Raw genomic sequence first — 24,622 nt, forward strand, 5'->3', positions numbered from 1 at the left:
CGTTCCAGCGCACGGGCGCGGCAGCGATGCCGCGCCCGTTTGTTTTTGCAGGCTTGACGCTTTAACCGAGCCGGCATGACCGATGCGCTTGATTACCTGACCGGCTTCGGCGGACATTTCGAAACAGAGGCCGTCGCCGGCGCGCTGCCCAAGGGCCGCAATTCGCCGCAGCGCCCGCCGTTCGGCCTTTATGCCGAGCAGCTGTCCGGAACTGCCTTCACCGCGCCGCGTCATGAGAACCGCCGGTCATGGCTGTATCGGATGCGGCCGACCGCTGATCACCGGCCGTTCCAGCGCTACGAGGGAACGCCGCTGTTCGCGCCGGGGACGATCAAGGAACCGGTGGCGCCCAACCGCCTTCGCTGGAGCGCGCCGGACGACCTGCCCGCAGGCAAGGATTTCGTCGACGGGCTAGTCACCATGCTGGTCAGCCGCCCGCCGCACGAGCTCAGCGGCGTCGCGCTCCACCTCTACCGCGCGGACCGCTCGATGGAGCGCCGCGTGTTCTCTGACGCTGACGCGGAAATGCTGATCATCCCGCAGTCGGGGACGCTGCACATCTTCACCGAGCTTGGGAGGATGGACGTCGCGCCCGGGTCCGTGTGCGTCATCCCGCGCGGAGTACGGTTCCGGGTCGATGTCGACGGACCGTCGCGCGGCTATGTCGCCGAAAACCACGGCGCGCTGTTCCGCCTGCCGGAACTGGGACCGATTGGCTCCAACGGCCTGGCGAATGCTCGGGACTTCGAAACGCCTGTTGCCGCTTTCGAGGACAGCGATGAGCCGGTCGAGTACATCCAAAAATATATGGCGGCGCTGTGGACGACGACGCTCGACCATAGTCCCCTCGACGTCGTCGCCTGGCACGGCAATCTCGCGCCGTGCCGCTACGATCTGTCTCGCTTCAACGCGATGGGAACCGTCAGCTTCGACCATCCCGACCCATCGATCTTCACGGTGCTGACGTCTCCCAGCGAAATGCCGGGGCGCGCCAATGCCGACTTCGTCATCTTCCCGCCGCGCTGGATGGTCGCCGAGGATACGTTCCGGCCGCCGTGGTTTCATCGCAATGTGATGAGCGAAGCCATGGGGCTGATCACCGGCGAATATGATGCGAAGGCGGAAGGCTTCGCACCCGGCGGGCTGTCGCTGCACAATTTGATGAGCGGCCACGGGCCAGACGTGGAAAGCTGGCAAAAGGCCAGCGGAGCGGATCTGAAGCCGATGAAGATCGAAGGAACGATGGCATTCATGGTCGAAAGTTGCTGGCCGTACATTCCGACCCGCTTCGCCATGGACCGCGCGCAGCCTGATTATGACGCAGCCTGGACCGGCTTTCCGAAGGCGCAGCTGCCATGAGCTGGGTCGAAAGCGCACAGGGAAGCGACTTCCCAATCGAGAACCTGCCGCTCGGCGTCTTCTCCGTGGGCGAGCGACGCCGGCGAACCGGAGTTGCGATTGGCGACTTCGTCCTCGATCTTGTCGGGATCGCCGACCTCCTCGACCAGGATTGGATCGAGGATTTGTCGCAGCCGGTGCTCAACAGCTGGCTCGCGCGCGGCCCGCAGGCGCAACGCGACCTGCGTGAGCGGCTGACGGAGCTGCTCTCCGACGAGCGCTACCGCGACGATGTCGAGCCGCAACTGGTTGGGCTGACGGAAGCGCGCATGCACCTGCCGTGCTTCGTCGGCGACTACACCGACTTCTACGTCGGCATTCATCACGCGACCAATGTCGGCAAGCAGTTCCGCCCCGACAATCCGCTTTTGCCGAACTACAAATATGTGCCGATCGGCTATCACGGCCGCGCGAGTTCGGTGCGGGTGTCGGGCGAGCCGGTGATCCGCCCCTGCGGCCAGCGCAAGCCGCCGGAGGCCGAAGCGCCTGAATATGGGCCGAGCCGCCGCCTCGACTACGAGCTGGAGCTGGGCATCTGGATCGGGCGCGGCAACGAGCTCGGCTCGCCGATCCCGATCGACGAGGCTGGCGACCATATTGCCGGCTATTGCCTGCTCAACGACTGGTCCGCGCGCGACCTGCAAGCGTGGGAGTATCAGCCGCTCGGGCCGTTCCTTGCAAAGAACTTCCTGAGCAGCGTCAGCGCATGGGTGGTCAGCCCCGAAGCGCTCCGCCCGTACCGCAAGCCGATGCCGCCGCGGCCGGCGGGCGATCCCGAACCGCTGCCTTACCTCAACGACCCCGCGGACCGGGAGAGCGGCGCCATCGCTATCCAGCTTGAAGCGACGCTGACCACCGAGCGCATGCGGCGCGAGGGCGTCGCGCCTTATGTCCTGTCGCGCGGATCGGCGGACGCGGCGATGTACTGGAGCGCGGCGCAGATCGTCACGCATCACAGCTCGAACGGCTGCAACCTGCAGCCGGGCGACCTGATCGGCACCGGCACACTGTCGACCGACAGCGACCAAGGCCTGGGCTCGCTGCTGGAGATCAGCCGCGGGGGCAAGCAGCCTATCGAGCTTGCCACTGGCGAGACGCGCAGCTTTCTCGAGGACGGCGATGAAGTCACCCTGCGCGCTTGGTGCGAAGCCGAAGGCGCTCCGCGCATCGGCCTCGGCGAGTGCGTCGGCCGCGTCGAGCCCGCCTAAGCGAGGCCGAGATTGGCGCCCATCTGCGCGGTCATCGCATAGATGCGGTCGAGCTGCGGCGTCGGTACGTTTACCCGTCTGGCGATCTCCCGGGGCGCGCCTAACAAGGCTTCGAGTTCGATCGGCCGCCCGGACTCGACGTCCTGAAGCATGGACGACTTGAATGCGCCCAGGCGTGCAGTGACCGCCATCCTGTCCTCGGCAGTCTCGCTGATCGGGCAGCCTATCGCCGCGCCGACCGCCGCAAGCTCGTCCATCGCCTCCGCCATCCAGGCGCGGATGGCGGGATCGTCGAGCAGCTTGTCGGCGGTCGAGCGGGTCAGCGCCGATAGGGGGTTTATCGTGGCGTTGCCCCACAATTTGTACCAGATGGCGCGGCGGACATTCTCGTTCGCCTCGCAGCGGATGTTTGCCTGTTCGAACAATCCGCAGACGCGAGCAACCCGGTCAGTGATGCCGCCGTCCACCTCGCCGACGATCAGCTTGTCGGCGTGAACGACCTGAATGTTGTTCGGCGCCACTCGTCGACAACTGGCGTGCACGACTGACCCGAGCACCTGATCCTTCGCAAACGTCGCCGCGATCGTGCCGTCAGGGTCAGCCGACTGGAGCGGTTCTTCAGTGAACCACCAGGGCACGCCGTTGAGCATCGGCAGGATGATCGTGTCCGAAGCGATCAGCGGTGAGAGCGCTGGCGCGAGTGCGGGCAGGGCAGGCGCCTTGACGGCGACGATGAGCAGGTCCTGCTCGCCGAGTGCGCTGGCATCTCCAGCCGCATTGATCGGCACCGACTGAAGGCCGTCAGTTCGAGTGAGCCGCAGCCCCTCGGCGTTGATGAGGCGGAGTGTCTCGCCGCGGGCGAGCACGCTGACCTCGCATCCGGCAAGCGCCAGCTCGGCAGCAAGCCATCCGCCGATCGCGCCGGCGCCGACGACGCAGACGCGCATCCCTGCGGTCACTCGGCCGGGACGGTGGCGTCCGTGACGCGGTGGATCGCGTCTTCGAGCTTGCGCTGCGTGAACGGCTTCAGCAGCACTTCAACGCCGTCCGGACGGTCCTGGATTGCGCCGGCATCGGCATAGCCGGTGATGATCAGCGCCGGCACGCCGGGGCATAGCGAGCGCGCGGCACGGAGGAATTCGGCGCCCGAGACATTCGGCATCGCGTAATCGGTGATCATCAGGTCGAAGTTGCAATCGCCCGCTTCGAGGACCTTCAGCGCCTGGCCGGCGCTCGACGCTTCGACGACCTCATGCCCGAAGTCGGACAAGATGGCGGCGGTCGTACTGCGCACTTCGGCATGGTCGTCGACCAGCAGCACGCGGAGCGACCTCGTGTCGTCACGAACGCTCGTGTCCAGCGGCGCCGACGGCTTTTCCGCCGTTTGCTCCGGCGCCCGCGGCAGCCACAGCTCCGCGGTCGTGCCCTTTCCGACTTCGCTGTCGAGCCGGAAGGCACCGTTGGACTGCTTGGCGAAGCCGTAGACCATGCTGAGCCCGAGGCCACTGCCCTTGCCGACTTCCTTGGTCGTGAAGAACGGCTCCAGAACCTTTTCAAGATGCTCGCGAGCGATGCCGGTGCCGGTATCGATGACCGCCAGCCGCACATAATCGCCGGCGTCGAGGCCAGGCAGTTCACCGCTACGGACGTGGTGGTTTTCCGCGCAGATGGTCACCGTGCCGCCCGACGGCATTGCGTCACGGGCGTTGATGATGAGGTTCATCAGCGCAAGCTCAAGCTGTGCCTGGTCGGCGAACACCTTCCAGATCTTGTCCTCGATCTGCCAGTCGAACTTCATCAGCCCGCCGAGTGCGTGCGCGAGCAGTTCGACCACGGCATCGCGGAGCGACATCAGGTCGATGGGATGCGGCTGAAGCTGCTGCTTGCGCGCAAAGGCGAGAAGGCGACGGACGAGGTCGCTGCCCTGTTCCGCGGCGCGCTTGGTCATGTCGAGCAACCGCTGCTGCTCGGGCGCAAGCTCGGTGCGCCGTTCGATGACGCTGAGGCCACCGATCACCGCGGCGAGAAGATTGTTGAAGTCGTGCGCGATCCCGCCGGTCAGCTTGCCGATCGCATCCATCTTCTGCGCCTGCATCAGCTGGTTTTCGAGCGACCTTTGCTCGGTGATGTCGGTCAGGGTTCCGGCGAATTCCAGCGCACGTCCGTCGCCGTCGCGAAGCAGCACGGCCTGATCGAGGAAGTGACGGTACGTGCCGTCGGCGCATTGCCAGCGATATTCGACCGAAAAGCGGCCGCTGTTCCGGCGGGCCTCGAGGCTCGCAAGCACGCGCTCCCGGTCGTCGGCGTGCAGCCGGCTTGCCCAGGTTTCTGGGTTGTCGATGATGTCGCGCTCGGAAAAGCCGGTGATCGCCTCGATGTCGCCGCTGATGTAGCTAGGCCATCGCGGCGACCGTTCGAACGGTTCCAGATAGAGAACCATCGGCAGCGACTGGATGATCGCAGCCTGCCGCTGCTCGGCGCGGCGAAGCTCCTGCTCGGCCCGCAACCGCTCCGCGTTGGCGCGAAGGTTGGCGTCGAGAAGCACGCGCTCCTGCCGCGCCTTGCGCTCGACCTCTTTCGACTTCTCGAACAGCTCGACGAAAACGGCGACTTTCGACCGAAGGATGATCGGGTCGACGGGTTTGAAGACATAGTCAACCGCGCCCATCGAATAGCCGCGCATCAGATGCTCGGCTTCCTTGTTCACCGCCGACAGGAAAACGATCGGGATGCCCTTCGATTGATCGCGACTGCGGATGATCTGGGCGGTTTCGTAACCGTCCATGCCCGGCATGTAGACGTCGAGGAGGATGACCGCGAATTCGCTCTTCAGCAGGTGGCGGAGCGCTTCCTCGCCGGATCGCGCTTCGACCACTTCGCCGAGGTCCTCGAGCACGGTGGAGATCGCGAGCAGGTTGCGCTCGTCGTCGTCGACGACGAGCACGCGCGCTCGCTCCACCGCCTGATCGAGCATGTCAGCCGCTTGCACCTCTTCGTTGGGTGCGCGCGCTGGCATCGGGATTTCGCCCGTCGGCACGTTCATCCTTACTCAGCCGCTTCCATTGCCGCGGGCACTGCTGCCGCCATTGCTTGGCTATCACGCGAACGCGCAACCCACACGCGCAGCAAGGCGAGCAGCAGCTCAAGGTCAACCGGCTTCGCAATGTAATCGGAAGCGCCGGCATCGAGGCATTTCTGCCGGTCGCCCTTCATTGCCTTGGCGGTGACGGCAATCAGCGGCAAGTCGGCGAGCTGCGGGCGCTGCCGGATCTGCTGCATGGTCTCATAGCCGTCCATCTCTGGCATCATGATGTCGATCAGCGCCACGTCGACGCCGGGCGTTTGTTCGAGGATCAGAATGCCGTCCTTCCCGCGTTCCGCGTGGAGCACTTCCACGTCGTGGCTTTCAAGAACGCTCGTGAGCGAAAAGATGTTGCGGATGTCGTCGTCGACGATCAGCACCTTCGCGCCCGCGAGTTCCGCCACCTGCTTGGTAGCCGAAGCAGGTGCCGCCTTCTTGCGCCGTGGCTTCGCCGTTGCGGCCTGAGCGCCAAGCTCCCTGAACACGCGCACCAGCTCGCCGTGCTCGGCCGGCTTTTCGGTGACCCCGAACGCGCCCATGTTCATCACCGCCGCGCTTCGATCGGCGCCGGAAATGACGTGGATTGGAACATGGCTCGTTTCGCTGTCGTGCTTCAGCAAGTCGAGCAGCACGAAGCCGTCGATGTCTGAAAGGCCAAGGTCGAGCGTGATCGCCGCCGGCTGGAGCTTGCGCGCCATGGCCAGCGTTCCCGCGCCCGCCGTCGAGACCACGCCCTTGATGCCGGCCTCATGCGCGGCATCGAGAAGAATGGTCGCGAAGGTCGGATCGTCCTCAACGATCAGCACGAACGGGTCGGTGCCCAGATCGTCGCGGTCGTCGCTGACTTCGAACCCGGTCGGGAGCGCCGTCGGCACCATCGCGCCGCTATTGTCGTAGCGCGCCGGCGCACCGCTCGGCGCAGCGGCTGCGGCCACTTCAGCCTCCAGCGGGACGTACAAAGTGAAGGTCGACCCTTCGCCCGGCTTGGACCGGACCTGCAGCTCACCGCCGAGGAGGCGGGCGATCTCGCGGCTGATCGAGAGGCCGAGGCCCGTGCCGCCATATTTGCGGCTGGTCGTACCGTCCGCCTGCTGGAACGCCTCGAAGATCAGCTTCTGCTTGTCGTCGGGGATACCGATGCCGGTGTCGGAAACGGCGATCTCGATCGCCTTCTCGGCACCCCGCAGCACCGGGTGCGTGGGGCTCCACCCGCTCGACGCGCAGCGAACGCCAAGCGTGACGCTGCCCTTCGAGGTGAACTTGAAGGCGTTCGACAGCAGGTTGAGCACGATCTGCTGAAGCCGCTTTTCGTCGGTGCGGATTTCCTGCGGCAGCTTGGGATCGAACTTGACGTTGAAGTCGAGCTGCTTGTCGGCGGCAAGCTGGCGGAAGGTCCGCTCCATGTGCTGCTTGAGGTTCTGCATCGGCATGTCGCCGACCTCGATCGACACCGTACCGGATTCGATCTTCGACAGATCGAGAATGTCGTTGATCAGGTTCAACAGGTCCGAACCCGCCGAGTTGATCGTCCGCGCGAACTCCACCTGCTTGTCGTCGAGATTGCCCTTCTGGTTGTCGGCAAGAAGCTTCGACAGGATCAGCAGCGAGTTGAGGGGCGTGCGAAGCTCGTGGCTCATGTTGGCGAGGAACTCGGACTTGTACTTCGACGTGAGAGCGAGCTGCTCGGCCTTTTCCTCCAGCGCTCGGCGGGCCATTTCGATTTCGAGGTTCTTCGCTTCGACCTGCTTCTTCTCGTTTTCGAGAAGCTGCGCTTTCTCCTGAAGCTCCTCGTTGGTCGCGTGCAGTTCTTCCTGCTTTGTCGTCAGCTCGGTCTGGCGGGACTGAAGCTCCTGCGTGAGCAGCTGCGACTGCTTCAGGAGGCCTTCGGTACGCATGGTCGCGGCGATCGTGTTCAACACGATGCCAACCGATTCCATCAGCTGGTCGAGGAAGCTTTGGTGGGTCTCGTTGAACTCACCGAACGACGCCAGCTCGATCACGGCCTTCACCTCGTCCTCGAACAAGGCGGGCAGGATGTTCACATTGGCGGGCTTGGCGTCGCCCAGGCCCGAACCGATGCGGATGAAGTCGGGCGGAACGTCCTTCAGCAGGATCGGACGGCGGTCGGCCGCCGCTTGTCCGATAAGACCCTCGCGAAGCCCGAACTTCTGCTTCAGTTGGTCCGGGTTCTCGGCGCCGTAGCTGGCGACGAGTTCGAGCTTGGTCTCGTCCTCTTCGCGGCGGGTGACGTAGAACACGCCATATTGCGCGTTCACCAGCGGCGCGAGCTCCGACATGATGAGGTTCGACACGGTTGCGAGATCGCGTTCGCCCTGGAGCATGCGGCTGAAGCGGGCGAGGTTGGTCTTGAGCCAATCCTGCTCCGCATTCTTGAGCGTCTGCTCCTTCAGGTTGCTGATCATCTCATTGATCGTGTCCTTAAGCGCGGCCATTTCGCCCGATGCCTGCACGGCGATCGAGCGGGTAAGGTCGCCCTTGGTCACGGCGGTCGCCACTTCGGCGATCGAGCGCACCTGGTTCGTCAGGTTCGCCGCCAGCTGGTTCACGTTGTCGGTAAGGTCGCGCCACAAGCCGGCAGCGCCGGGCACGCGGGCCTGACCGCCGAGCTTGCCTTCGATACCGACCTCGCGGGCCATGTTGGTCACCTGGTCGCCGAAGGTCGACAGAGTATCGATCATGAAGTTGATGGTGTCGGCGAGCGCCGCGATTTCGCCTTTCGCGGCCACCGTCAGCTTCCGCTTGAGGTTACCCTGGGCCACCGCGGTGACGACCTCGGCGATACCGCGTACCTGGTTGGTCAGGTTGTTGGCCATCAGGTTCACGTTGTCGGTAAGGTCCTTCCAGGTGCCGCCGACGCCCGGCACGTTGGCCTGCCCGCCGAGCTTGCCTTCGGTACCCACCTCGCGGGCGACGCGGGTCACCTCGCTGGCGAAGCCGTTGAGCTGATCGACCATGGTGTTGATGGTGTTCTTGAGCGCGAGGATCTCGCCCTTCACGTCGACGGTGATCTTCTTCGACAAATCGCCCTTCGCCACCGCGGTGGTGACGTCGGCGATGTTACGCACCTGGCCGGTCAGGTTTTCGGCCATCAGGTTCACGTTGTCGGTGAGGTCCTTCCAGGTGCCGGCGACGCCGCGCACCTGCGCCTGGCCGCCGAGTTTGCCTTCGGTACCTACCTCGCGCGCCACGCGGGTTACTTCCGAAGCGAACGAGTTCAGCTGGTCCACCATGGTGTTGATGGTGTTCTTCAGCTCGAGGATCTCGCCCTTCACGTCGACGGTGATCTTCTTGGACAAGTCGCCCGACGCAACCGCGGTCGTGACCTCGGCGATGTTGCGGACCTGACCCGTCAGGTTGGCCGCAAGTTCGTTCACATTGTCGGTGAGGTCCTTCCAGGTGCCGCCGACGCCTTCGACCTTCGCCTGGCCGCCGAGCTTCCCTTCCGAACCCACTTCGCGCGCCACGCGCGTCACCTCGGATGCGAAAGCGTTGAGCTGGTCCACCATCGTGTTGATGGTGTTTTTGAGCTCTAGGATCTCGCCCTTCACGTCGACGGTGATCTTCTTGGACAAGTCGCCGCGCGCCACCGCGGTCGTCACTTCGGCGATGTTGCGGACCTGACCGGTGAGGTTGCCAGCCATCAGGTTCACGCTGTCTGTCAAGTCGGCCCAGGTGCCGGCGACGCCTTCGACCTGCGCCTGACCGCCGAGCTTACCTTCGGTGCCGACCTCGCGGGCGACGCGGGTCACTTCCGACGCGAAGCCGTTCAGCTGGTCCACCATGGTGTTAATGGTGTTTTTCAGCTCAAGGATTTCGCCCTTCACGTCGACGGTGATCTTCTTGGACAAGTCGCCGCGCGCAACGGCGGTGGTCACTTCCGCGATGTTACGCACCTGACCGGTGAGGTTGTCCGCCATCAGGTTCACGTTGTCGGTCAAATCGGCCCAGGTGCCGGCGACGCCTTCCACCTTGGCCTGACCGCCGAGCTTCCCTTCCGAGCCCACTTCGCGCGCCACGCGCGTCACTTCCGACGCGAACGAGTTCAGCTGGTCCACCATGGTGTTGATGGTGTTCTTCAGCTCGAGAATCTCGCCCTTCACGTCGACGGTGATCTTCTTGGACAAGTCGCCGCGGGCCACGGCGGTCGTCACCTCCGCGATGTTGCGGACCTGGCCGGTCAGGTTCGCGGCCATCAGGTTCACGTTGTTGGTAAGGTCGGCCCAGGTTCCCGCGACGCCCGGCACTTGCGCCTGGCCGCCGAGCTTTCCTTCGGTGCCCACCTCGCGCGCGACGCGGGTCACTTCCGATGCGAAGCCGTTGAGCTGGTCCACCATGACGTTGATGGTGTTCTTGAGCTCGAGAATTTCGCCCTTCACGTCGACGGTGATCTTCTTGGACAAGTCGCCGCGGGCCACGGCGGTCGTCACTTCGGCGATGTTACGCACCTGGCCGGTCAAATTGTCGGCCATCAGGTTCACGTTGTCGGTAAGGTCCTTCCACGTACCGGCGACGCCTTCCACGCGCGCCTGCCCGCCCAGCTTCCCTTCGGTACCCACTTCGCGGGCCACGCGGGTGACCTCGCCCGCGAAGGCGTTGAGCTGGTCGACCATGGTGTTGATCGTGTTCTTGAGCTCGAGGATTTCGCCCTTCACCTCCACGGTAATCTTCTTCGACAAGTCGCCGCGCGCCACCGCGGTCGTCACTTCGGCGATGTTGCGCACCTGGGACGTCAAGTTGGTCGCCATGGCGTTCACATTGTCGGTGAGGTCCTTCCAGGTCCCGGCGACGCCCTTCACCTTGGCCTGACCGCCCAGCTTGCCCTCGGTGCCGACTTCGCGCGCGACGCGAGTCACTTCGCTTGCGAAGCCGTTCAGCTGATCGACCATGGTGTTCACGACCTTGCCGATGCGCAGGAACTCGCCGCGCAGCGGACGGCCGTCGATCTCGACGGTCATGCTTTGGGAAAGGTCGCCCTTGGCGACCGCGCCGATGACGCGCGACACTTCGGCGGTCGGCTGCACCATGTCTTCGATCAGCTCGTTGACGGAGCGGATCGCCGTCTCCCAGCCGCCGCGCGCGTTCTTGACGCGCCCGCGCTGGCTGATCTTGCCCTCCTTGCCCACCACCTTGGACAGCCGCTCGAACTCCTGCGCCATGTCCTGGTTCATCGAGACGACCTCGTTGAACAGGCTGGCGATCTCGCCATCGACGCCATCGGCTTCTTCAAGGAGGCGAACGGTGAAGTCGCCGCGGCGGAGCGCACGAAGGGCGCTGACGAGCTGGCGGCGATCGATGAATTGGCGGGGGCTCTGGATATTCACTCGCTACTCCGGTGGCTTTTCTCCCCCCGCCCGACGTTGAATCCCAAGCGGCCCCCCGGCCGCCTAAACGAGCTTCTACTACCGCATTGAATAGCGTTCTGCTTCATAAAAAGTGAACGCGTCCGGAATGACTCGACGCCTTGCTTTGCCCTCCTAACTTTCGATAGGGTCCGGCCATGCCTCTGCACCGGATCAGGGGGAGCTCGTGAGGGGCTCGAACGACGAAACTCTGCGCTTCATCGGATCGAGCTTCCGGTCCGTATGGGCGCTCGAGCTGCTGCTCGTGCTCAAGGGCGACCGGCCGGCCTGGACCTGCGAGGATCTGGTGACCAGCCTTCGTGCCAGCGACCTCGTGGTCGCGAAGGCACTTGAGGGCCTTGAGGCCGCAGGGCTGGTCAGCAATGGCGAAGCGGGCGTTCAGTACATGCCGGTGAGCGACGAGGTTTCGCTACTCGTCGAGCAGGCGGAAGCGCTCTATGCTCCACGGCCGGACGCCGTTCGGCGGGCGATCATCTCATCCTCGGCCGGCGATGCTGCCGCGTTCGTGGATGCGTTCAGGTTCAGGAAGGGCTGAGATGGCGGACATCTTCCCCACAGCCGTGTACGTGCTTTGCTTCATCACCAGCGCGGCCTCCTGCTGGCTTCTTGGACGAAGCTATATGGCGAACCGGACGCGGTTCCTGCTGTGGAGCAGCATCTGCTTCGTCTTCCTGTCGCTCAATAATCTGGCGCTGGTGCTGGACAAGGTGGTCTGGCCGACACCCGAAGTCGACCTAAGCCTCCCGCGCGTCCTGCTCTCGATGGCCGCTGTGGTGTCGCTCATCTGGGGCTTTGTGTGGGAAGTGGAGGAGCGCTGAAGTGAGCCTCTACGACTTCCTTTCGGGTGCGGTCTGCTTCGGCTTCTTTACCTGCGCCCTGTTCTTCATGCGCTTCCGGCGCAGAACCGGTGACGGGCTGTTCCTCTTGTTTGCGCTTGCGTTTGCTGCGCTCGGGATCGGCCAGGCGCTCGTCGCCTTCAGCTCCATCCCGGACGAGAATCGTGGGTCGCTCTACCTGGTCCGCCTCGCCGCGTTTCTGCTGATCCTGCTCGGCATCTACCGCGCGAACCGGCAGCAGCGTGCTTGACTCTTTGGCCGGCAAAGTGAGGTGGTGCCGCTTGCGTGACTCGAACACGCGACCCCATCATTACGAATGATCGAGCCCTGTAGAGAGGCGCGACCGCTAACGCGCGCATTTCGGTTGCGCATCTCGTGTCGAGATAGGGAGCCTGTCCAGGATGCACTGCTCGCACAGGCCCGAAGGCGAAGCGCTCAGGATTGCCGCTGGCTGGATCGTGCTCGGCATGACGGCCTTAATGCAGGCTAGTTATCTGTGCTCCGTCTGGTGAATCCGGCTGGTGCGATAATCGCGCGATGCATCCGCCCTTTTTCAGCGCTCACCGTGCTCCTCTTCGGGTTCTCGGCTGCGTTTTCTGTTCTACGCGTCGGCGCAATGGGTGAAGGTCTACCGTAGGGGCGAGCAACGACAAGGCCGTGAGCCTGCCGAGTTCAACATGCGCGAGCTTCGGGAACAGGCTCGGTGACTGCTCTGGCTTTAGGCACACTTGGGCTCGCTGTTGACGCACAATCGAAAGCGACGGTTAGGCAGGCCATCTAACTAACGATTAGATGGACCGTAGGCCGACAAATAGCAGGAAAAGGCTATTCCAGAGCCCTACCGCCGCGACTCTCTTCACAACTGGCAATCACGTAGCAAGCACGAGGCCCTTAGATGCGCTCCAGCGGGTCGGCCTCGCTGGCGTCTGAAAACAATCAAAATCTATCAAACTGGGACAGCGCAGCTGCTAATGGGGTTCACGTTGATTTAGGTTGAGATCAAAGGATGATCCTCAAGGTCGCGTGTCTCAGCTTTCCGGGCGCGCAAAGGAACTGCGCTTCCACCTTTATCTCCGGACGTACCCATGAAGCTCCTTTGATGTCAGTCGCAGCTAGCGCTGCAGTATCCGTCGCCAGATGCTCCATCGTGCGCCAGAAGCGCTCCCGTTCGGGTTCTGAGAGCGTTACGAACGCACTGCCGGCATACTCCAGGCCGTCACCTGTTTCGCGCGCTAGGAGCGCCGCTGATCGGGTCTTATCGCGCTTGTGCCCGATCACGACGAACTCGCCTTCGTCCATGGCTTTTGTCTTGAGCCAATCGCGTGTCCTGCCGCTCCGGTAGCAACTGCTCAGCCGCTTCGAGACGATGCCCTCCAAAGATGCTCCAGCGGCGACCTCAAAGAACTCTGGTCCATCCCCAATCATGTGCTCGGTGAGCTGGATGCGAGACTTTGGATCGTGCTCGCCAACAAGCTCCTGCAAGCGGCCTTTGCGTTCGATCAGCGGTACTCGGCACAGATCCTCACCATCCAAGTGAATAAGGTCGAAGGCGTAGAAGATCAGCCGTTCGCGCTCGTGCGCCAACGCTGACTTCATCTCCTCAAAGTCTGACCGGCCAAGCTCGTCCTGAACGATAACCTCGCCGCCGATGATCGCCGACCTGCAGTTAAGCTTCCGAGCATCGGAAAGGATCAGAGCGTAGCAGTCGCTCCAATCGTGCCCGTTACGCGTGTACGCCGCAGAACTATCGCCAAGCACAAGCTGCGTTCGATAGCCGTCGTGCTTGATCTCGTGCAGCCACTTGTCGCCAGCGGGCGCTTGTTTCGTGAGCGTCGGCAGCATGGGTGGGACGAACCGAAGAGCGGTTCTATGAAGCATGTTCGGAGCGACTCTTTGCTCGCGAGTCGGGTTCCAGTGTCTGATTCGGGTGGAAAGCGGACCTAAACGACAGCTCGGTGTAGGTGGCAGGAGCCTCCCCTCAAACCCGCGCTAACGATTACGCGTACGGAACAGTCTTCCGGCGGTAAATCTTTTGCATCTGTTGCGCGGCAGAGACTTTGTAGCTCTTGCGGTAGTCTTCAGGGGATAGCTTCGAGCCCCTTCACAGTATCAAGTTAGCGCTGCCTACTTGCGCAGATCCAAGTTCAATAAGCAGATCTGCGGCGCCATCGCCGTTGTTGTCCAGAGCTACGACGAAGCCGGCGGTCCCGCCCGAGTTGTAGACCCGGAGCTCACCGGCCTGACCACTGAACGCAGCGCTGCCAATAAACGTGAACGCCTGGTCGCCAGCAAACGTCGTGTTTGCATCGATCGAGCTCACATCAATCTTGTCAAGGCCGACCTGGAGGTCGCCAATCCGATCAGTCGCACCTACTTCCGTGAAGTAGAACGTGTCGGACCCCGCGCCACCCCAAAGTTCGTCGCTGCCCAAGAAACCAAGCAGTTTGTCGTCACCAGCCTCCCCGTAGAGCACATCGTTAGCCGTACTCCCGACTAGCAAATCGTTTCCATTGCCCCCGTACATGGTGATGCTGACCAGCTGTCCGATGAGCTGATCATCGCCGTCCCAGGACCGGACCACCGCAGGATCAGCCTGGTCGCCGATTACCATTTTATCGTCGTACGCCGTGAGAGCGATGTCGCTGAATCGTTCCACGTTCTGGAATGTACCTGCGCCGGCCAAGAGCGGGAGGCCCTGATGTAAGATCGCAGTGTCGCCTGTGATCCCGTGCGTGGCGCCTACGTATGACAGGCCGACTGTGTCGAAGCCATCGCCGCCATCGACGATGTCGCCGTACCCGGACAGGATGAAGTCGTCGCCCGCACCACCGCTAAGGATGTCAACTTCGACGCCGTTATCGAATGAACCCTCACTATTTGCGAATAGCATATCGTTGCCAGATCCGCCGCGAAGGTCGTCGGCGCCCAAGCCTCCAGCCAGTCGATCATTCCCATCGTCGCCGGAAAGGAGATCCTCATCGATACCGCCCAGCAGAGTATCATCGCCGGCCCCGCCGAAGACCACAGCAGTGCTGCTGGCTGCAATGACAACATCGCTGCCGCCGCCTCCATTAACTGTCAGGGTCGCCGCCTGCGAGTGCAGGCTCAAGGTGTCGGCGAAGTCGCTGCCGTAGAGCTGCAGGACCAGCTCCATATTACGGACGCTACCCGCGCCTAATGCGAAATCCGCGCCGACCAAGCTTCCCGTGTTCAAGGAAACCCCAGCCGCGGAGCCGAGCAGGGAGAAGGACAGGCTATCGAGGCCATCGCCGCCATCGAGATAGTCATTGTAACCACCGGACAGGAGGTCGTTACCAACGCCACCCTCCAGCCGGTCGGCAGTGCCGTCGTCGTCCGCAGCGCCGGTGTTGTCGGAGTAGAGGGCGTCGTCGCCCGCGTTGCCCTGCAGCGTGTCCGCGCCGTCACGGCCTACGAGGATGTTCGCGCCTTCCAAGCCGATCAAAGTGTCCGCAAAGGCCGAACCGCGCGCATTCTCAATGCTTTGTATATAGTCACCATTGGAGACCTGAGATCCAGCATAGAGCGTTACTGACACCCCCGATCCAGCGTTCCGGTAGTCGATGGTGTCGGACCCAGACTCTCCCTTGAATACACCGCCGACGCCCAAGCTGATGAACAGATCATCCCCGAGACCGCCTCGCGCTTCAACGCGCCCGTAGCGGGTGCTGATTACGTCATCGCCCGCGTCGCCGAGTATGAGCAGCGAGTTATAGTCACGGGATTCGGCGGCGATCACATCATTGCCGTTGCCCCCGTCAACGATGACCCATTGATCGTTGGCGATGACGACATTGTCGGCGACGTCCGTCAGCCGAACCGATGCAAGATGCTCGATGCTTTGGATCTCGGCCGCGCCAGCGGTCTGGATCATCGCCAGGGTAACCGAACCCGAAAGCCCGTTGGCCAAGGCCGCGAAGGAGAATGACAGGCTGTCGGAGCCTCCGCCGCCATCGACGCGATCGCCATAACCTGCCACAAACCTATCGTCGTGGGCGCCGCCGGTCAGCTGGTCCCGTTCGCCGCCCGCGTCACCAGGTGAGACGTAGGAGCTTCCATCGGACGACAACAGGCTTCCAAAGCCGTATGAGGCGCTGGGGGCCGCCCGGATGATATCCGATCCTGCGCCACCGGAGAGCTCGTCAAAATCGCCGCGACCTTCGATGTAATCGTCGCCGGATCCGCCGTGGACGTATGAACCAGAGATCCTGTCATCGCCGTCACCGCCATCGACACTAGCGCCAACAATGATGTCATTGCCGCTGTCGCCATAGACGACGCCGCCAGAATTCCACGCTACCGTGATCGTGTCCGCCCCATCTCCGCCGTGAACGTCAAACCCAACGACTTGTGAAAAATCGACAATGTCGTCGCCTGCGCCCGCATCGAGGTACCCGGCGGTGGCAAAGGATTGCTGCCCGTAGAACCGGTCTGAGAATTCTGAAGCTCGAATCCAGCGGTAGACCTCGATACCGCTGATCTTGGTCGACCCTACGACCTGATCCGTCGCCCCGACATCGAACACGATGCCGGTAGATGCGTGCTGGAACGTCAAGAACAGCTCGTCAGTGCCGACACCGCCATCAATGAGATCGCCAGCGCCGCCATAAAGGATGTCCGATCCCGCGCCGCCCATGAGTGTGTCGCTTTCGCTGTCCACATAAGGCGTGTCGGTGCCTTCAATCGAGAATAGGTCGGGACTGAAAGTGTACTGGACAGCGCGCAGTGCGGTGTTTTCCTCGGCGCCGTAAAGGATGTCGTTGCCGTCGGCCCCGTTCAGCGTATCGCTGCCAAAGCCACCAATAAGGCGGTCATCACCGGTGCCGCCATCAAGCGTGTCATTGCCACCCACGCCAGACAGTCGGTCGTGACGCGCGAAGCCATTGATGGTGTCGTCTTCATTCGTGCCGACGAGATTGTTGTCACCATCGTCGCCAGTGATTACCGACATTGCCCTGCCCCCCCTGTTCGTTTGCCAATGCTTACCCGAACCCTTTGATATGGCAAAGCTTATTGCCGACGAAGGCGGGCGCCGCATGTCCGCTTTCTACCCATTCACGGCGTGAGCGGCTTAGGCCTGCTTCCGAATTCAACAGGACACTAGCTGCCTAGTTCACTTTACCTGTCCCGGAGAGACAGGATGGGCGCGAACGCTGATAATGGCTTCAGAAGAACATATCCTCGTTACTAACGTTGACGCTCCCGGTGTTGATCAACAGATCGGCTGCACCATCGCCGTTCACATCGAGCGCGACGACGTACTCACCATCGCCGGCGGCGTATGAGCGTAGCTCGCCCGGTTTGCCCGTGAATGAGGAAACGCCAATCCACGTAAATGATTGATGACCTGCTATGTTGGCGTTCGCGTCGATAGACGTCAGATCAATCTTGTCGACGCCTCGTTCAAAGTCGAGAATGCGATCAGTTGCACCGAGCTCGGTGAAGTAGAAGGTGTCCGACCCTCCGTCGCCCCAAAGGTCATCACTTCCGATGAAGCCTAGAAGCTTGTCATTGCCGGCCTCTCCGTACAGCACATCGTTCGCTGTGCTTCCAACAAGCAGATCGTTCCCATTGCCCCCGTACATTGTGATGCTGACAAGCTGACCGATCAGCTGGTCGTCGCCGTCCAGGAGCGAACAACCGCAGGCTCGAACTGATCGCCGATCACCATCTTGTCGTCGAAAGCAGTTAAAGCGATGTCGCTGAAACGCTCTACGTTCGTAAACGTACCTGCGCCTTCCACAAGCGGGAGGCCTTTGTGAAGGATAGAAGTGTCGCCGTTGATGCCGTGAGTGGCCCCAACATAGGACAAAGCGACGGTGTCGAACCCATCACCTCCGTCAACGATGCGAAGCCTTTCGCACTGAGGACATTGCTCAGTCTCCGCAGAAGGCGAGGAACGTCCGCGCATGCGTCGCATCGAAGTCGGCGCCGAACGGCCGGCCCGATCATCTAATCTACCTCTTGGTTCAACCACCCCCTGACTGCAGGCGCGAGAACCCCTCGGATGCTGCCAAAGCGGGAATCCCGAGAGCGACGGGTGCAACTCGCCGGGGCGCCTGTCGGTTAGCACGTCGAAAGGACATTTGAATGGATGAAAACAGGCATGGTCAGGGACTTCACAATGGGCAGGAACCGCGCAGCAAATCCTCGGCGGTGAAGATGTTTGCGTACACCGCAATCGCTGTGCTGGTCGTCGGCATCATCCTGCTCGCGACCGGTGCGGTTAAGTTCGGACCTTACTAGGTCCTCTCATCGAAACGTCCGCCGCCGCTCCCGGCGCGAGTCCGGAATGGGTGGAAAGCGGGCAGTCCGTGGATGCACGGAACCTCGAGAGGAGCCTATCGCAAAAACTGTAGGATAATGCCGACAACAACTAGCGCCGCAACTGCCATCGGGATGATAAGGAACGCCCACCACACTAGCCCTTCTGGGCCGCCATCCTTGACCAGCAACAACGTGATCAGCGCTGCGTCAGCGAGTCCGATCGCAAGAACGACCGTCCAGTAGGTTCTCATCAGTGCAGGATCGCAGGGGAGCTGGATGTCTGCAATGGGTGGAAAGCGAACATTGGAAAGATGCACAACGGCTTCCAAATAACCGACGCACTGGCGCACTTCACTCCTGCGTCAACGGGTGCGTGACCTTTTGCCACGCCTTCTGGAAAACCCCGCCCGACGATGCTGGCAATAGATCTCCAACACGATTGAATACGGCCGGATCTGCCTTTTCTGTGCGCACAAGGTGAAGGTAAGCTGGCTCATATTGCGCAATCTCAGCCAAACGCTCGAAATCCACTACCCTTAAGGTCCTGTTGCCTAACTCGATGACCCTCTCAGCGCGAAGGTCGTGAAGCATCCGGTTGACGTGTATGGGCGTCATGCCTGTCGCCTCGGCCAGCTCCTCTTGGGTGAGGGGGAACGGGATTGCGTTGTCCAGACCTTCGCCGACGATGCGGTAGCGGATCAGCAGCTCGCAGAAGATGTGCGCAATTCGCTCTCGGGCGTCGCGCTGACCGTGGTTCACGATCCACTCGCGAAGCACCGCGGAGTCAGTCATCGTGCTCCACCACAGCGCCCGTGTTAGGTTCGAAGATTCCGTCAGCAGCTTCTCCATCTCGGCCGCTGGGATCAGCGCACAAGTGGTGCGGTTCAGCGCGAGAATGTCGTGGTCCATGGCCTCCAGCACGAACACTTCGACGTCGCAGAGATCGCCCGGCACAAGAAAAGCCATCATCTGTCGACTGCCATCGCGAAGGGTTTTTGAGCGGGTGGCTAAGCCGCTCGTGACAAGGTGAATCTCGTCAACCTTTTTGCCAGCCGAAATGATTGTTTGGCCGCGCTGGTAGGTCTTGCTCTTGTGCTGCAACAGCTCATCTAGCCGCATCCGCTCTGATGCGGTGAACCGCGTAAGCTGCTCCAGCTTCATTGTCAGCGGATTGGACATTTGTGTCACCTCCCCAACGAAACGCGTGAACAGTCGTAACGAGCCGTAGGCAACGGCCGCTGCGCTCTTGACGGCGCTGATATAGTTGGCTGCAGACCTACTTATGGCTGCTGCGCGTCGAAAACAGCTGGCAGCGGGATAAAAAAGGCCCGCTCTCCAAGGTACAGAAGAGCGGGCGAGTCACTCAGAGAGACTAAGCGGCCAGTGCGGCGGCCGAGACAATAAACAACACTTAGTCTAGGTGCTCGGTTCCTCTCGGGCCGACGCTACGAGACCGCCGCTGGCCGCGAGCCACCACTACGCCTTCGGCAAGTGCGTTCGCCGTCTTCTCGGCAGCTTCCGGTGTAAGCTGGACGGACACGCCGTCAGGCCCTTCGACCGAAACAGCTCCATCGTCGGCATGCACGTCACTTGCCGTGTCGTAGATCTTCTTGACCATGCTTCGATAATAGATGGAGGCCAGTCTGGGTTCCTGACCCAAAGGGAATGAGGTCCGCCTTTACGACCCTCTTTCCTCCTGCGCTTACTAAGGCACCGAGAGGATCCTGGTTCAACTGCTGTCAAAGTCAGGCGTGCCGACGCCTTCATCAGACCCGATCTGTGGTCCTTGCCAGGCGCTGACTACAGTAGAGTTCAGCAAGCTCCTGATGCGCTGATCGGGCGGCATGTGTTCGGCTCGTTTTGGCAGCGGCGCGTTCCGCCATCTCTCTTGCTCGTAGATACTCTTCCGTCAGTTGTTTGCTGACCTCCTCGCCTGAGGCTAGCTCATCGTGAAAAACGGTAATTGGAGAGTCCAAAGAAAGGTTGGGCATAGCAAGCATCGTCTAAGGTTGCCCGACGGATAACGGCGTAAGCTCATGCCTGTTGCACTATGTAATCCACATTTGCTTGAACGGCGGCGGCTGAAAGCCGACGCGCCTCGCATTCGGGAGCTTGGCCGGTCGTGTCTAAAATGGGTCGATGGCGGACTGTAGCGAGCGCTAACCGTGCTGACATGGGAGCCCAGAGCGAAGTCCAGGTGATGGCCGAATAAACGGAGATTTAACGACCCTGGGCGGGGGCAACCGCACCACCGGGACCGAGGAGACGCACTTACACGAACCCCGCGGCTGTTTTGCCGCGATCTAAGAAGCGCTTAAGCCTTGTGTTCTCTTAAATCAGGTTGGGCCGAGTGTGTCTGGCGTTGTTAGGTGTGCTGTCGATCTTATGTCCGCACCCGACGGTTGAGAGTGTCCGCTATCGGTCAGAAATTAATGTCGGCCGTCGACATGGGCTTGATACCTGCCGTTGAGACACCATCTGCGCACACCTTCCAACACCGCAGACAGGCCCATGATCAATTCAGCTTACATTCTCGCTCTGAGCGACAGCTCATACGCCCGACGACAACTCTGCCCCATGTTCTCGGGTGGCGCTTATGGCCGCGTGTCGTGCACCTTGAATGACCGTCGAAGAAGCCCGCGGGCGGGCTAAGTCTCAGCGGGTGGAGAGCCGGCAAGAACGCACGCGTCTACTCAGTTTTGATAGATAGCTTCCGCTTAGACTTGGCCGAGTGCGCCGCTCCCGTCCGTTCTGTTTTCGGCTTCCGTCCTAAACCGATGGTCTTGGCAAGCGCTTTCCGCTGCTCCGAATAGTTCGGAGCTGTCATCGGATAGTTGTTGGTCAGACCGTAGTCTTGCCGGTACTGGTCCGGCGTCATCCCATGCGCCGTCTGAAGATGCCTCTTAAGCGTCTTCTGCTTACGTCCGCACTCCATACAGACAATGAAGTCTGGCTTCACCGACGCCCTTATCGAGACGATTGCTGTCTTAGCGGATGGAACGGAGCTTGGATCCTTTTTCAGGCCTGCAAGGGCTGAGTGCACCTGGTGGATTAGATTGCCCACGTCGCCCACAGCGACTGTGTTGTTAGCTACATGCGCAGCCACAATGTCGGCCACGAGTTCAGTGAGTTTAGCGTTAGTGCTCATCGACACCCTCGGTTGATCATCCAAGCAAATAGGCTCTCGCGAGAGCATAGCAACTGAGCACTGTAAGTAGTGTAAAACTTTAGTATCCGCGCTCAGTCGATCGAGGTGAAGTGTGGGTTATTGCCGATAATTTAGGCTAGTCTGGCGTTCAGCAGCGAATCGCCTTTGCTGCCGGGGCGGTTTCAGCGGCTTTGATAGCCGGTCTCATGCTCGGTTTTCGTTGGCTGTGTGGACGTAAGCGGGGCACAACGGCTGACTAGGTACCTGGTTGGCTACCCCTTGCAACGCCTAGTCTTGCGAGCAGCATGTCGAAGACGACTGGGTAGATCGGCCGGACAAACTCCAACCCACCATAATAATCGTCGACCCACCGGACCGTCGCGGTGATTGCGTCAAGCCCATCTAACTTGACCCAAATGCTCTCGCCGAGGCGAGGTCGTTCAACGAACTCGACCTTGCAACCACGTGGCGTCAGATCAAAGGTGCGAGTGAAGTAAGACCCTCGGCCGGGCCGACGTAGCGAAATGTCGGCTGCGACGGACTGACGATCATGCTCGCGAGGGATGTACTTGGCCGCTGAAGGCGAGTCGTCGAGGAGAAATTGCAGGCCTCCTTTGCCGCTGCTGTACCATCGGACAATTGCATCAAGCGCACCGCAGATGCCCTTGATCGACAACCTAAGTTGAAGCCCGGGAAATAGCGCCAGATCGCTGCGTATTTTGCAGCCGTCGTAAGAGAGATCGACGACGGTCAGGCCAAAGGTCGTCTGATCGCCTAAGACGCCAAAGCCAGGCAGATCTACCACGCGCCTCGGCTTACGATTACCCTCCCGCTCGGACGGAGTTGCAGGCGCCAGCGATTGCTCGGGCGTGGACCTCACCATATCGGCAGCTCAGGGGACTTTTCGAAAACCCCGCCGGCAACGATCCCGTCTACCCACAGCAACTTGCAATCGAGGGTGTCGCGAGGAAGGCGCATTCTGACCCTTTGCCCTGGGTGCAGCAAAGCTCGTGACCTTAAGCGGAAGCCATCGCTGGAAAGATCCTCAATTATTGCCTTCACTGCGCAGTCCTTCGAAAGCTCCAGCGTGATGGACATTGAAAGTCTTACACGCGGCGCGCGTGGGGCATGATCGCGGCCACGCGACCTTACTCCTGGATTCTCAGAAGATGGGGCGAGGTTCGGCATCAGCTTCACGTAGTGCGTCGCGGATAATCAGCTCTAAACAAACATCGTTAATGCGCCGTAGCCGCCGGCCATCGGCTGATGAGGGCTGGAGCCAAGCAAACGTCCTGCTTTGAGTGGAAAGCGCATGTTGCGAAGAGCTTGGAACCTGATATGGGTTAGCGAACAACCACCTGATTATGTTAATTGGCAACCTCCAACATTCGAAGGCGGGTCGGCTGAGAGACGTCCGTGCTGCGCACAACACACGAAAGTGATCCTTAGTGCAGCGCCACATCAACGAATCCACGCTCGAGCCCTTCGTCGCGAAGCTCGCGTATCGCGCCGAACTCGATGCGGACGACCGGCATGCAATCCGGACGCTACCATTCACGATCAGGAGAATGGAGCGCAGCGAGTTCCTTATTCGTGAACGTGAGCTCGCCACTCATTCGTCCGTGATGCTTTCAGGCTTCTCTATTCGGCACAAGCTGGTCGCCAGCGGCCATCGGCAAATCGTTGCTATCCACCTGAAGGGCGAAGCCGTGGACCTTCAGAACTCAATGCTAAAAGTCGCAGATCACAGTGTCCAGATGCTCACCGCCGGCAAGGTGGCCATGATTCCACGCGAGGCTATCGTCGAGCTGACGCTGGCGCGGCCGAGGGTGGGCCACGCGATGTGGATCGACACGCTGGTCGACGGCTCGATCTTCCGCGAGTGGACTGCGAACGTCGGACGCAGAGACGCCCGCACGCGCATGGCGCATCTTCTTTGCGAGTTCTCGCTTCGGTTGAAGTCCGCGGGCTTAGGCGATGAGACCGGCTACGAGCTGCCGATGACTCAGGAACAGCTTGCTGACACCACTGCCCTGACATCAGTCCACGTCAATAGAACGCTCAAAGCGTTGGAGAAAGAAGGCCTGATCAGCCGCACGAACCCTCGGATGGTGCGCATTGGGGACTGGCGCAGGCTCGCTGAGGCGGGCGATTTTGACAGCAGCTATCTACACATGCGGGAGGACGACGTGGCGTTCGCCTGAAAGTTCGACGCTAACGTCTGCAATGGGTCGAAGGCAGACCTAAGCTTTCAATGTCTGCAATGGGTGGAAAGCGGACATGGCCCAGCGTAGCAACATGCCGTTGGAGGCCTGACGATGCAGTCACCTTTTCTGTCTGGCTTGCGCTACCTCGCTGAGGGAGGCCAGGAAACGGAGCTGATGTACGGCCACGGTTTCGAATTGCCAAAGTTTGCGCTGTTTCCGCTGCTCGACGACGCCGCCGCGGTAGTTCAACTGAAAGCCATGTACGAGGCGGTGCTCCAGGTCGCGGTGCGCCACCGCATGAGCGTTATGCTTGGTGGGTTGGACTATCGCGCGAGTCCTGATTGGGCCGGATTGTTGGGGATCGATGCTGTTAGACTTGCCGATTATCAGCATCGCTCCGTCGCGTTCCTGAGGGAGGTTGCTGAACCCTATCTTGAGAAATTGCCTCACATCTTGGTGAGCGGCATCGTCGGGCCTCAAGGCGACGCTTACGAGCGCAACCAGACCGTCACAGCTTCCTCTGCCGAGGCCTACCATGGGACCCAGATGGACAATCTGGCCTCGGCGGGCGTTGATCTCGTGCAGGCGATGACATTCACAAGCAGTCACGAGGCGATCGGGGTGATACGCGCGGCGCAAGCTCGCGAGCTTCCCATAGTCGTGTCATTTATGACCGATTCACCGGATGAACCGGGGGGACAGCGATCCTTCCGCCAAACCATTGAGGACGTTGACCGAGCAACCGACAGTTACGCGCTGTTTTACGGCATCAATTGCGCACATCCGCGGGAGTTCGAGCCACTGCTTAGGGACCAGGGCGAGTGGCTCAACCGAATAGGTCTTCTCCGACCGAATGCTTCAGCGAAGGACAAGGTCGAACTTTGTCAGATCGGCCATCTTGAACGCGGCGATGCACGCGAGCTCGCGCAGCTGATGGGGGTGCTCGCGGCGCGGCTGCCAAACGTCAGGGTGCTTGGCGGCTGCTGCGGTACCTGGGATGAACATCTTGACCTGATCGCCGGGGCAGCGGCGTCAGTCTAAACCGGGACCAATCAACGTCTGCAATGGGTGGAAAGC

At 61.4% G+C, this 24,622-nt stretch carries 19 protein-coding genes; 8 read left to right on the forward strand and 11 right to left on the reverse strand.

Translation table 11 applies throughout. The features are described from left to right. Positions 1 to 75: 75 nt before the first annotated feature. Both hmgA and fahA read left to right on the forward strand, forming a co-directional pair. Positions 76 to 1,359 carry a homogentisate 1,2-dioxygenase gene (gene hmgA, locus VIL42_07200; GenBank protein ID HEY8592635.1) on the forward strand — a complete coding sequence of 428 codons (1,284 nt, stop codon included), beginning with the start codon at positions 76 to 78 and terminating at the stop codon, positions 1,357 to 1,359. Continuing rightward, a complete protein-coding gene (fahA, locus tag VIL42_07205; GenBank protein HEY8592636.1) occupies positions 1,356 to 2,606 on the forward strand; it encodes a fumarylacetoacetase in 1,251 nt (416 codons plus the stop codon). Before hmgA ends, fahA begins: the two co-directional genes overlap by 4 nt. On the opposite strand, the gene VIL42_07210 is transcribed toward fahA, so the two are convergent. Genes VIL42_07210 through VIL42_07220 form a run of 3 tightly spaced genes read right to left on the reverse strand, consistent with a single transcriptional unit; the run spans position 2,603 to position 11,030 of the window. Further along, complete coding sequence (locus VIL42_07210) at positions 2,603 to 3,553, reverse strand: 2-dehydropantoate 2-reductase (GenBank protein ID HEY8592637.1); 951 nt, start codon at positions 3,551 to 3,553, stop codon at positions 2,603 to 2,605. The genes fahA and VIL42_07210 overlap by 4 nt on opposite strands. An 8-nt stretch (positions 3,554 to 3,561) precedes the next feature. Beyond that, the gene (locus tag VIL42_07215) at positions 3,562 to 5,649 is read right to left on the reverse strand and encodes a response regulator (GenBank protein ID HEY8592638.1); all 2,088 of its coding nucleotides are present in this window, start codon (positions 5,647 to 5,649) and stop codon (positions 3,562 to 3,564) included. Between the two features lie 2 nt (positions 5,650 to 5,651). Next, a complete protein-coding gene (locus tag VIL42_07220; GenBank protein HEY8592639.1) occupies positions 5,652 to 11,030 on the reverse strand; it encodes a HAMP domain-containing protein in 5,379 nt (1,792 codons plus the stop codon). 205 nt (positions 11,031 to 11,235) lie between these two features. Between VIL42_07220 and VIL42_07225 the strand changes: the two genes are divergently transcribed. Genes VIL42_07225 through VIL42_07235 form a run of 3 tightly spaced genes read left to right on the forward strand, consistent with a single transcriptional unit; the run spans position 11,236 to position 12,155 of the window. Continuing rightward, positions 11,236 to 11,604 carry a hypothetical protein gene (locus tag VIL42_07225; GenBank protein HEY8592640.1) on the forward strand — a complete coding sequence of 123 codons (369 nt, stop codon included), beginning with the start codon at positions 11,236 to 11,238 and terminating at the stop codon, positions 11,602 to 11,604. A 1-nt stretch (position 11,605) separates the two neighbouring features. Next, positions 11,606 to 11,887 (forward strand): DUF5985 family protein, encoded by a 282-nt coding sequence (locus VIL42_07230; protein ID HEY8592641.1) that lies wholly within the window; start codon positions 11,606 to 11,608, stop codon positions 11,885 to 11,887. A 1-nt stretch (position 11,888) separates the two neighbouring features. Beyond that, positions 11,889 to 12,155, forward strand: a complete 267-nt coding sequence (locus VIL42_07235; protein ID HEY8592642.1) for a DUF5985 family protein — start codon at positions 11,889 to 11,891, stop codon at positions 12,153 to 12,155. Between the two features lie 749 nt (positions 12,156 to 12,904). Here VIL42_07235 and VIL42_07240 read toward each other — a convergent pair. From VIL42_07240 to VIL42_07250, 3 genes are all read right to left on the reverse strand, one after another. Beyond that, on the reverse strand, positions 12,905 to 13,747 hold the full coding sequence (locus VIL42_07240; protein ID HEY8592643.1) for a hypothetical protein: 843 nt from the start codon (positions 13,745 to 13,747) through the stop codon (positions 12,905 to 12,907). Between the two features lie 259 nt (positions 13,748 to 14,006). Further along, positions 14,007 to 16,874, reverse strand: a complete 2,868-nt coding sequence (locus VIL42_07245) for a calcium-binding protein (GenBank protein ID HEY8592644.1) — start codon at positions 16,872 to 16,874, stop codon at positions 14,007 to 14,009. Positions 16,875 to 17,088: 214 nt separating this feature from the next. Continuing rightward, positions 17,089 to 17,508 (reverse strand): M10 family metallopeptidase C-terminal domain-containing protein, encoded by a 420-nt coding sequence (locus VIL42_07250; protein HEY8592645.1) that lies wholly within the window; start codon positions 17,506 to 17,508, stop codon positions 17,089 to 17,091. A gap of 505 nt (positions 17,509 to 18,013) precedes the next feature. On the opposite strand from VIL42_07250, the gene VIL42_07255 reads away from it, so the two are divergent. Beyond that, complete coding sequence (locus VIL42_07255; GenBank protein ID HEY8592646.1) at positions 18,014 to 18,169, forward strand: hypothetical protein; 156 nt, start codon at positions 18,014 to 18,016, stop codon at positions 18,167 to 18,169. Between the two features lie 95 nt (positions 18,170 to 18,264). Here VIL42_07255 and VIL42_07260 read toward each other — a convergent pair whose 3' ends face one another. The 5 genes from VIL42_07260 to VIL42_07280 form a co-directional block, all read right to left on the reverse strand. Then, positions 18,265 to 18,540 carry a hypothetical protein gene (locus tag VIL42_07260; protein ID HEY8592647.1) on the reverse strand — a complete coding sequence of 92 codons (276 nt, stop codon included), beginning with the start codon at positions 18,538 to 18,540 and terminating at the stop codon, positions 18,265 to 18,267. A 1-nt stretch (position 18,541) separates the two neighbouring features. After that, a complete protein-coding gene (locus VIL42_07265) occupies positions 18,542 to 19,369 on the reverse strand; it encodes a Crp/Fnr family transcriptional regulator (GenBank protein ID HEY8592648.1) in 828 nt (275 codons plus the stop codon). A gap of 232 nt (positions 19,370 to 19,601) precedes the next feature. After that, positions 19,602 to 19,808 (reverse strand): hypothetical protein, encoded by a 207-nt coding sequence (locus tag VIL42_07270; protein ID HEY8592649.1) that lies wholly within the window; start codon positions 19,806 to 19,808, stop codon positions 19,602 to 19,604. A gap of 1,071 nt (positions 19,809 to 20,879) precedes the next feature. Continuing rightward, on the reverse strand, positions 20,880 to 21,338 hold the full coding sequence (locus VIL42_07275; GenBank protein ID HEY8592650.1) for a MucR family transcriptional regulator: 459 nt from the start codon (positions 21,336 to 21,338) through the stop codon (positions 20,880 to 20,882). A 256-nt stretch (positions 21,339 to 21,594) separates the two neighbouring features. Beyond that, positions 21,595 to 22,143, reverse strand: a complete 549-nt coding sequence (locus tag VIL42_07280; GenBank protein ID HEY8592651.1) for a PilZ domain-containing protein — start codon at positions 22,141 to 22,143, stop codon at positions 21,595 to 21,597. A 643-nt stretch (positions 22,144 to 22,786) separates the two neighbouring features. Between VIL42_07280 and VIL42_07285 the strand changes: the two genes are divergently transcribed. Then, a complete protein-coding gene (locus tag VIL42_07285) occupies positions 22,787 to 23,542 on the forward strand; it encodes a Crp/Fnr family transcriptional regulator (protein HEY8592652.1) in 756 nt (251 codons plus the stop codon). 114 nt (positions 23,543 to 23,656) lie between these two features. After that, positions 23,657 to 24,586, forward strand: a complete 930-nt coding sequence (locus VIL42_07290; protein ID HEY8592653.1) for a homocysteine S-methyltransferase family protein — start codon at positions 23,657 to 23,659, stop codon at positions 24,584 to 24,586. The last annotated feature ends 36 nt before the right edge of the window (positions 24,587 to 24,622 follow it).

This window comes from Sphingomicrobium sp. (assembly GCA_036563485.1).
In the GTDB taxonomy this organism is placed as follows: Bacteria; Pseudomonadota; Alphaproteobacteria; order Sphingomonadales; family Sphingomonadaceae; genus Sphingomicrobium.

What these genes read in the sequence shown, in the direction of transcription:
- hmgA (HEY8592635.1), top strand. Translation starts at nt 76, where the DNA reads ATGACCGATGCGCTTGATTACCTGACCGGCTTCGGCGGACATTTCGAA.
- fahA (HEY8592636.1), top strand. Translation starts at nt 1,356, where the DNA reads ATGAGCTGGGTCGAAAGCGCACAGGGAAGCGACTTCCCAATCGAGAAC.
- VIL42_07210 (HEY8592637.1), bottom strand. Translation starts at nt 3,553, where the DNA reads ATGCGCGTCTGCGTCGTCGGCGCCGGCGCGATCGGCGGATGGCTTGCT.
- VIL42_07215 (HEY8592638.1), bottom strand. Translation starts at nt 5,649, where the DNA reads ATGAACGTGCCGACGGGCGAAATCCCGATGCCAGCGCGCGCACCCAAC.
- VIL42_07230 (HEY8592641.1), top strand. Translation starts at nt 11,606, where the DNA reads ATGGCGGACATCTTCCCCACAGCCGTGTACGTGCTTTGCTTCATCACC.
- VIL42_07240 (HEY8592643.1), bottom strand. Translation starts at nt 13,747, where the DNA reads ATGCTGCCGACGCTCACGAAACAAGCGCCCGCTGGCGACAAGTGGCTG.
- VIL42_07245 (HEY8592644.1), bottom strand. Translation starts at nt 16,874, where the DNA reads ATGTCGGTAATCACTGGCGACGATGGTGACAACAATCTCGTCGGCACG.
- VIL42_07250 (HEY8592645.1), bottom strand. Translation starts at nt 17,508, where the DNA reads ATGTACGGGGGCAATGGGAACGATCTGCTTGTTGGAAGCACAGCGAAC.
- VIL42_07255 (HEY8592646.1), top strand. Translation starts at nt 18,014, where the DNA reads ATGGATGAAAACAGGCATGGTCAGGGACTTCACAATGGGCAGGAACCG.
- VIL42_07265 (HEY8592648.1), bottom strand. Translation starts at nt 19,369, where the DNA reads ATGTCCAATCCGCTGACAATGAAGCTGGAGCAGCTTACGCGGTTCACC.
- VIL42_07270 (HEY8592649.1), bottom strand. Translation starts at nt 19,808, where the DNA reads ATGGTCAAGAAGATCTACGACACGGCAAGTGACGTGCATGCCGACGAT.
- VIL42_07275 (HEY8592650.1), bottom strand. Translation starts at nt 21,338, where the DNA reads ATGAGCACTAACGCTAAACTCACTGAACTCGTGGCCGACATTGTGGCT.
- VIL42_07290 (HEY8592653.1), top strand. Translation starts at nt 23,657, where the DNA reads ATGCAGTCACCTTTTCTGTCTGGCTTGCGCTACCTCGCTGAGGGAGGC.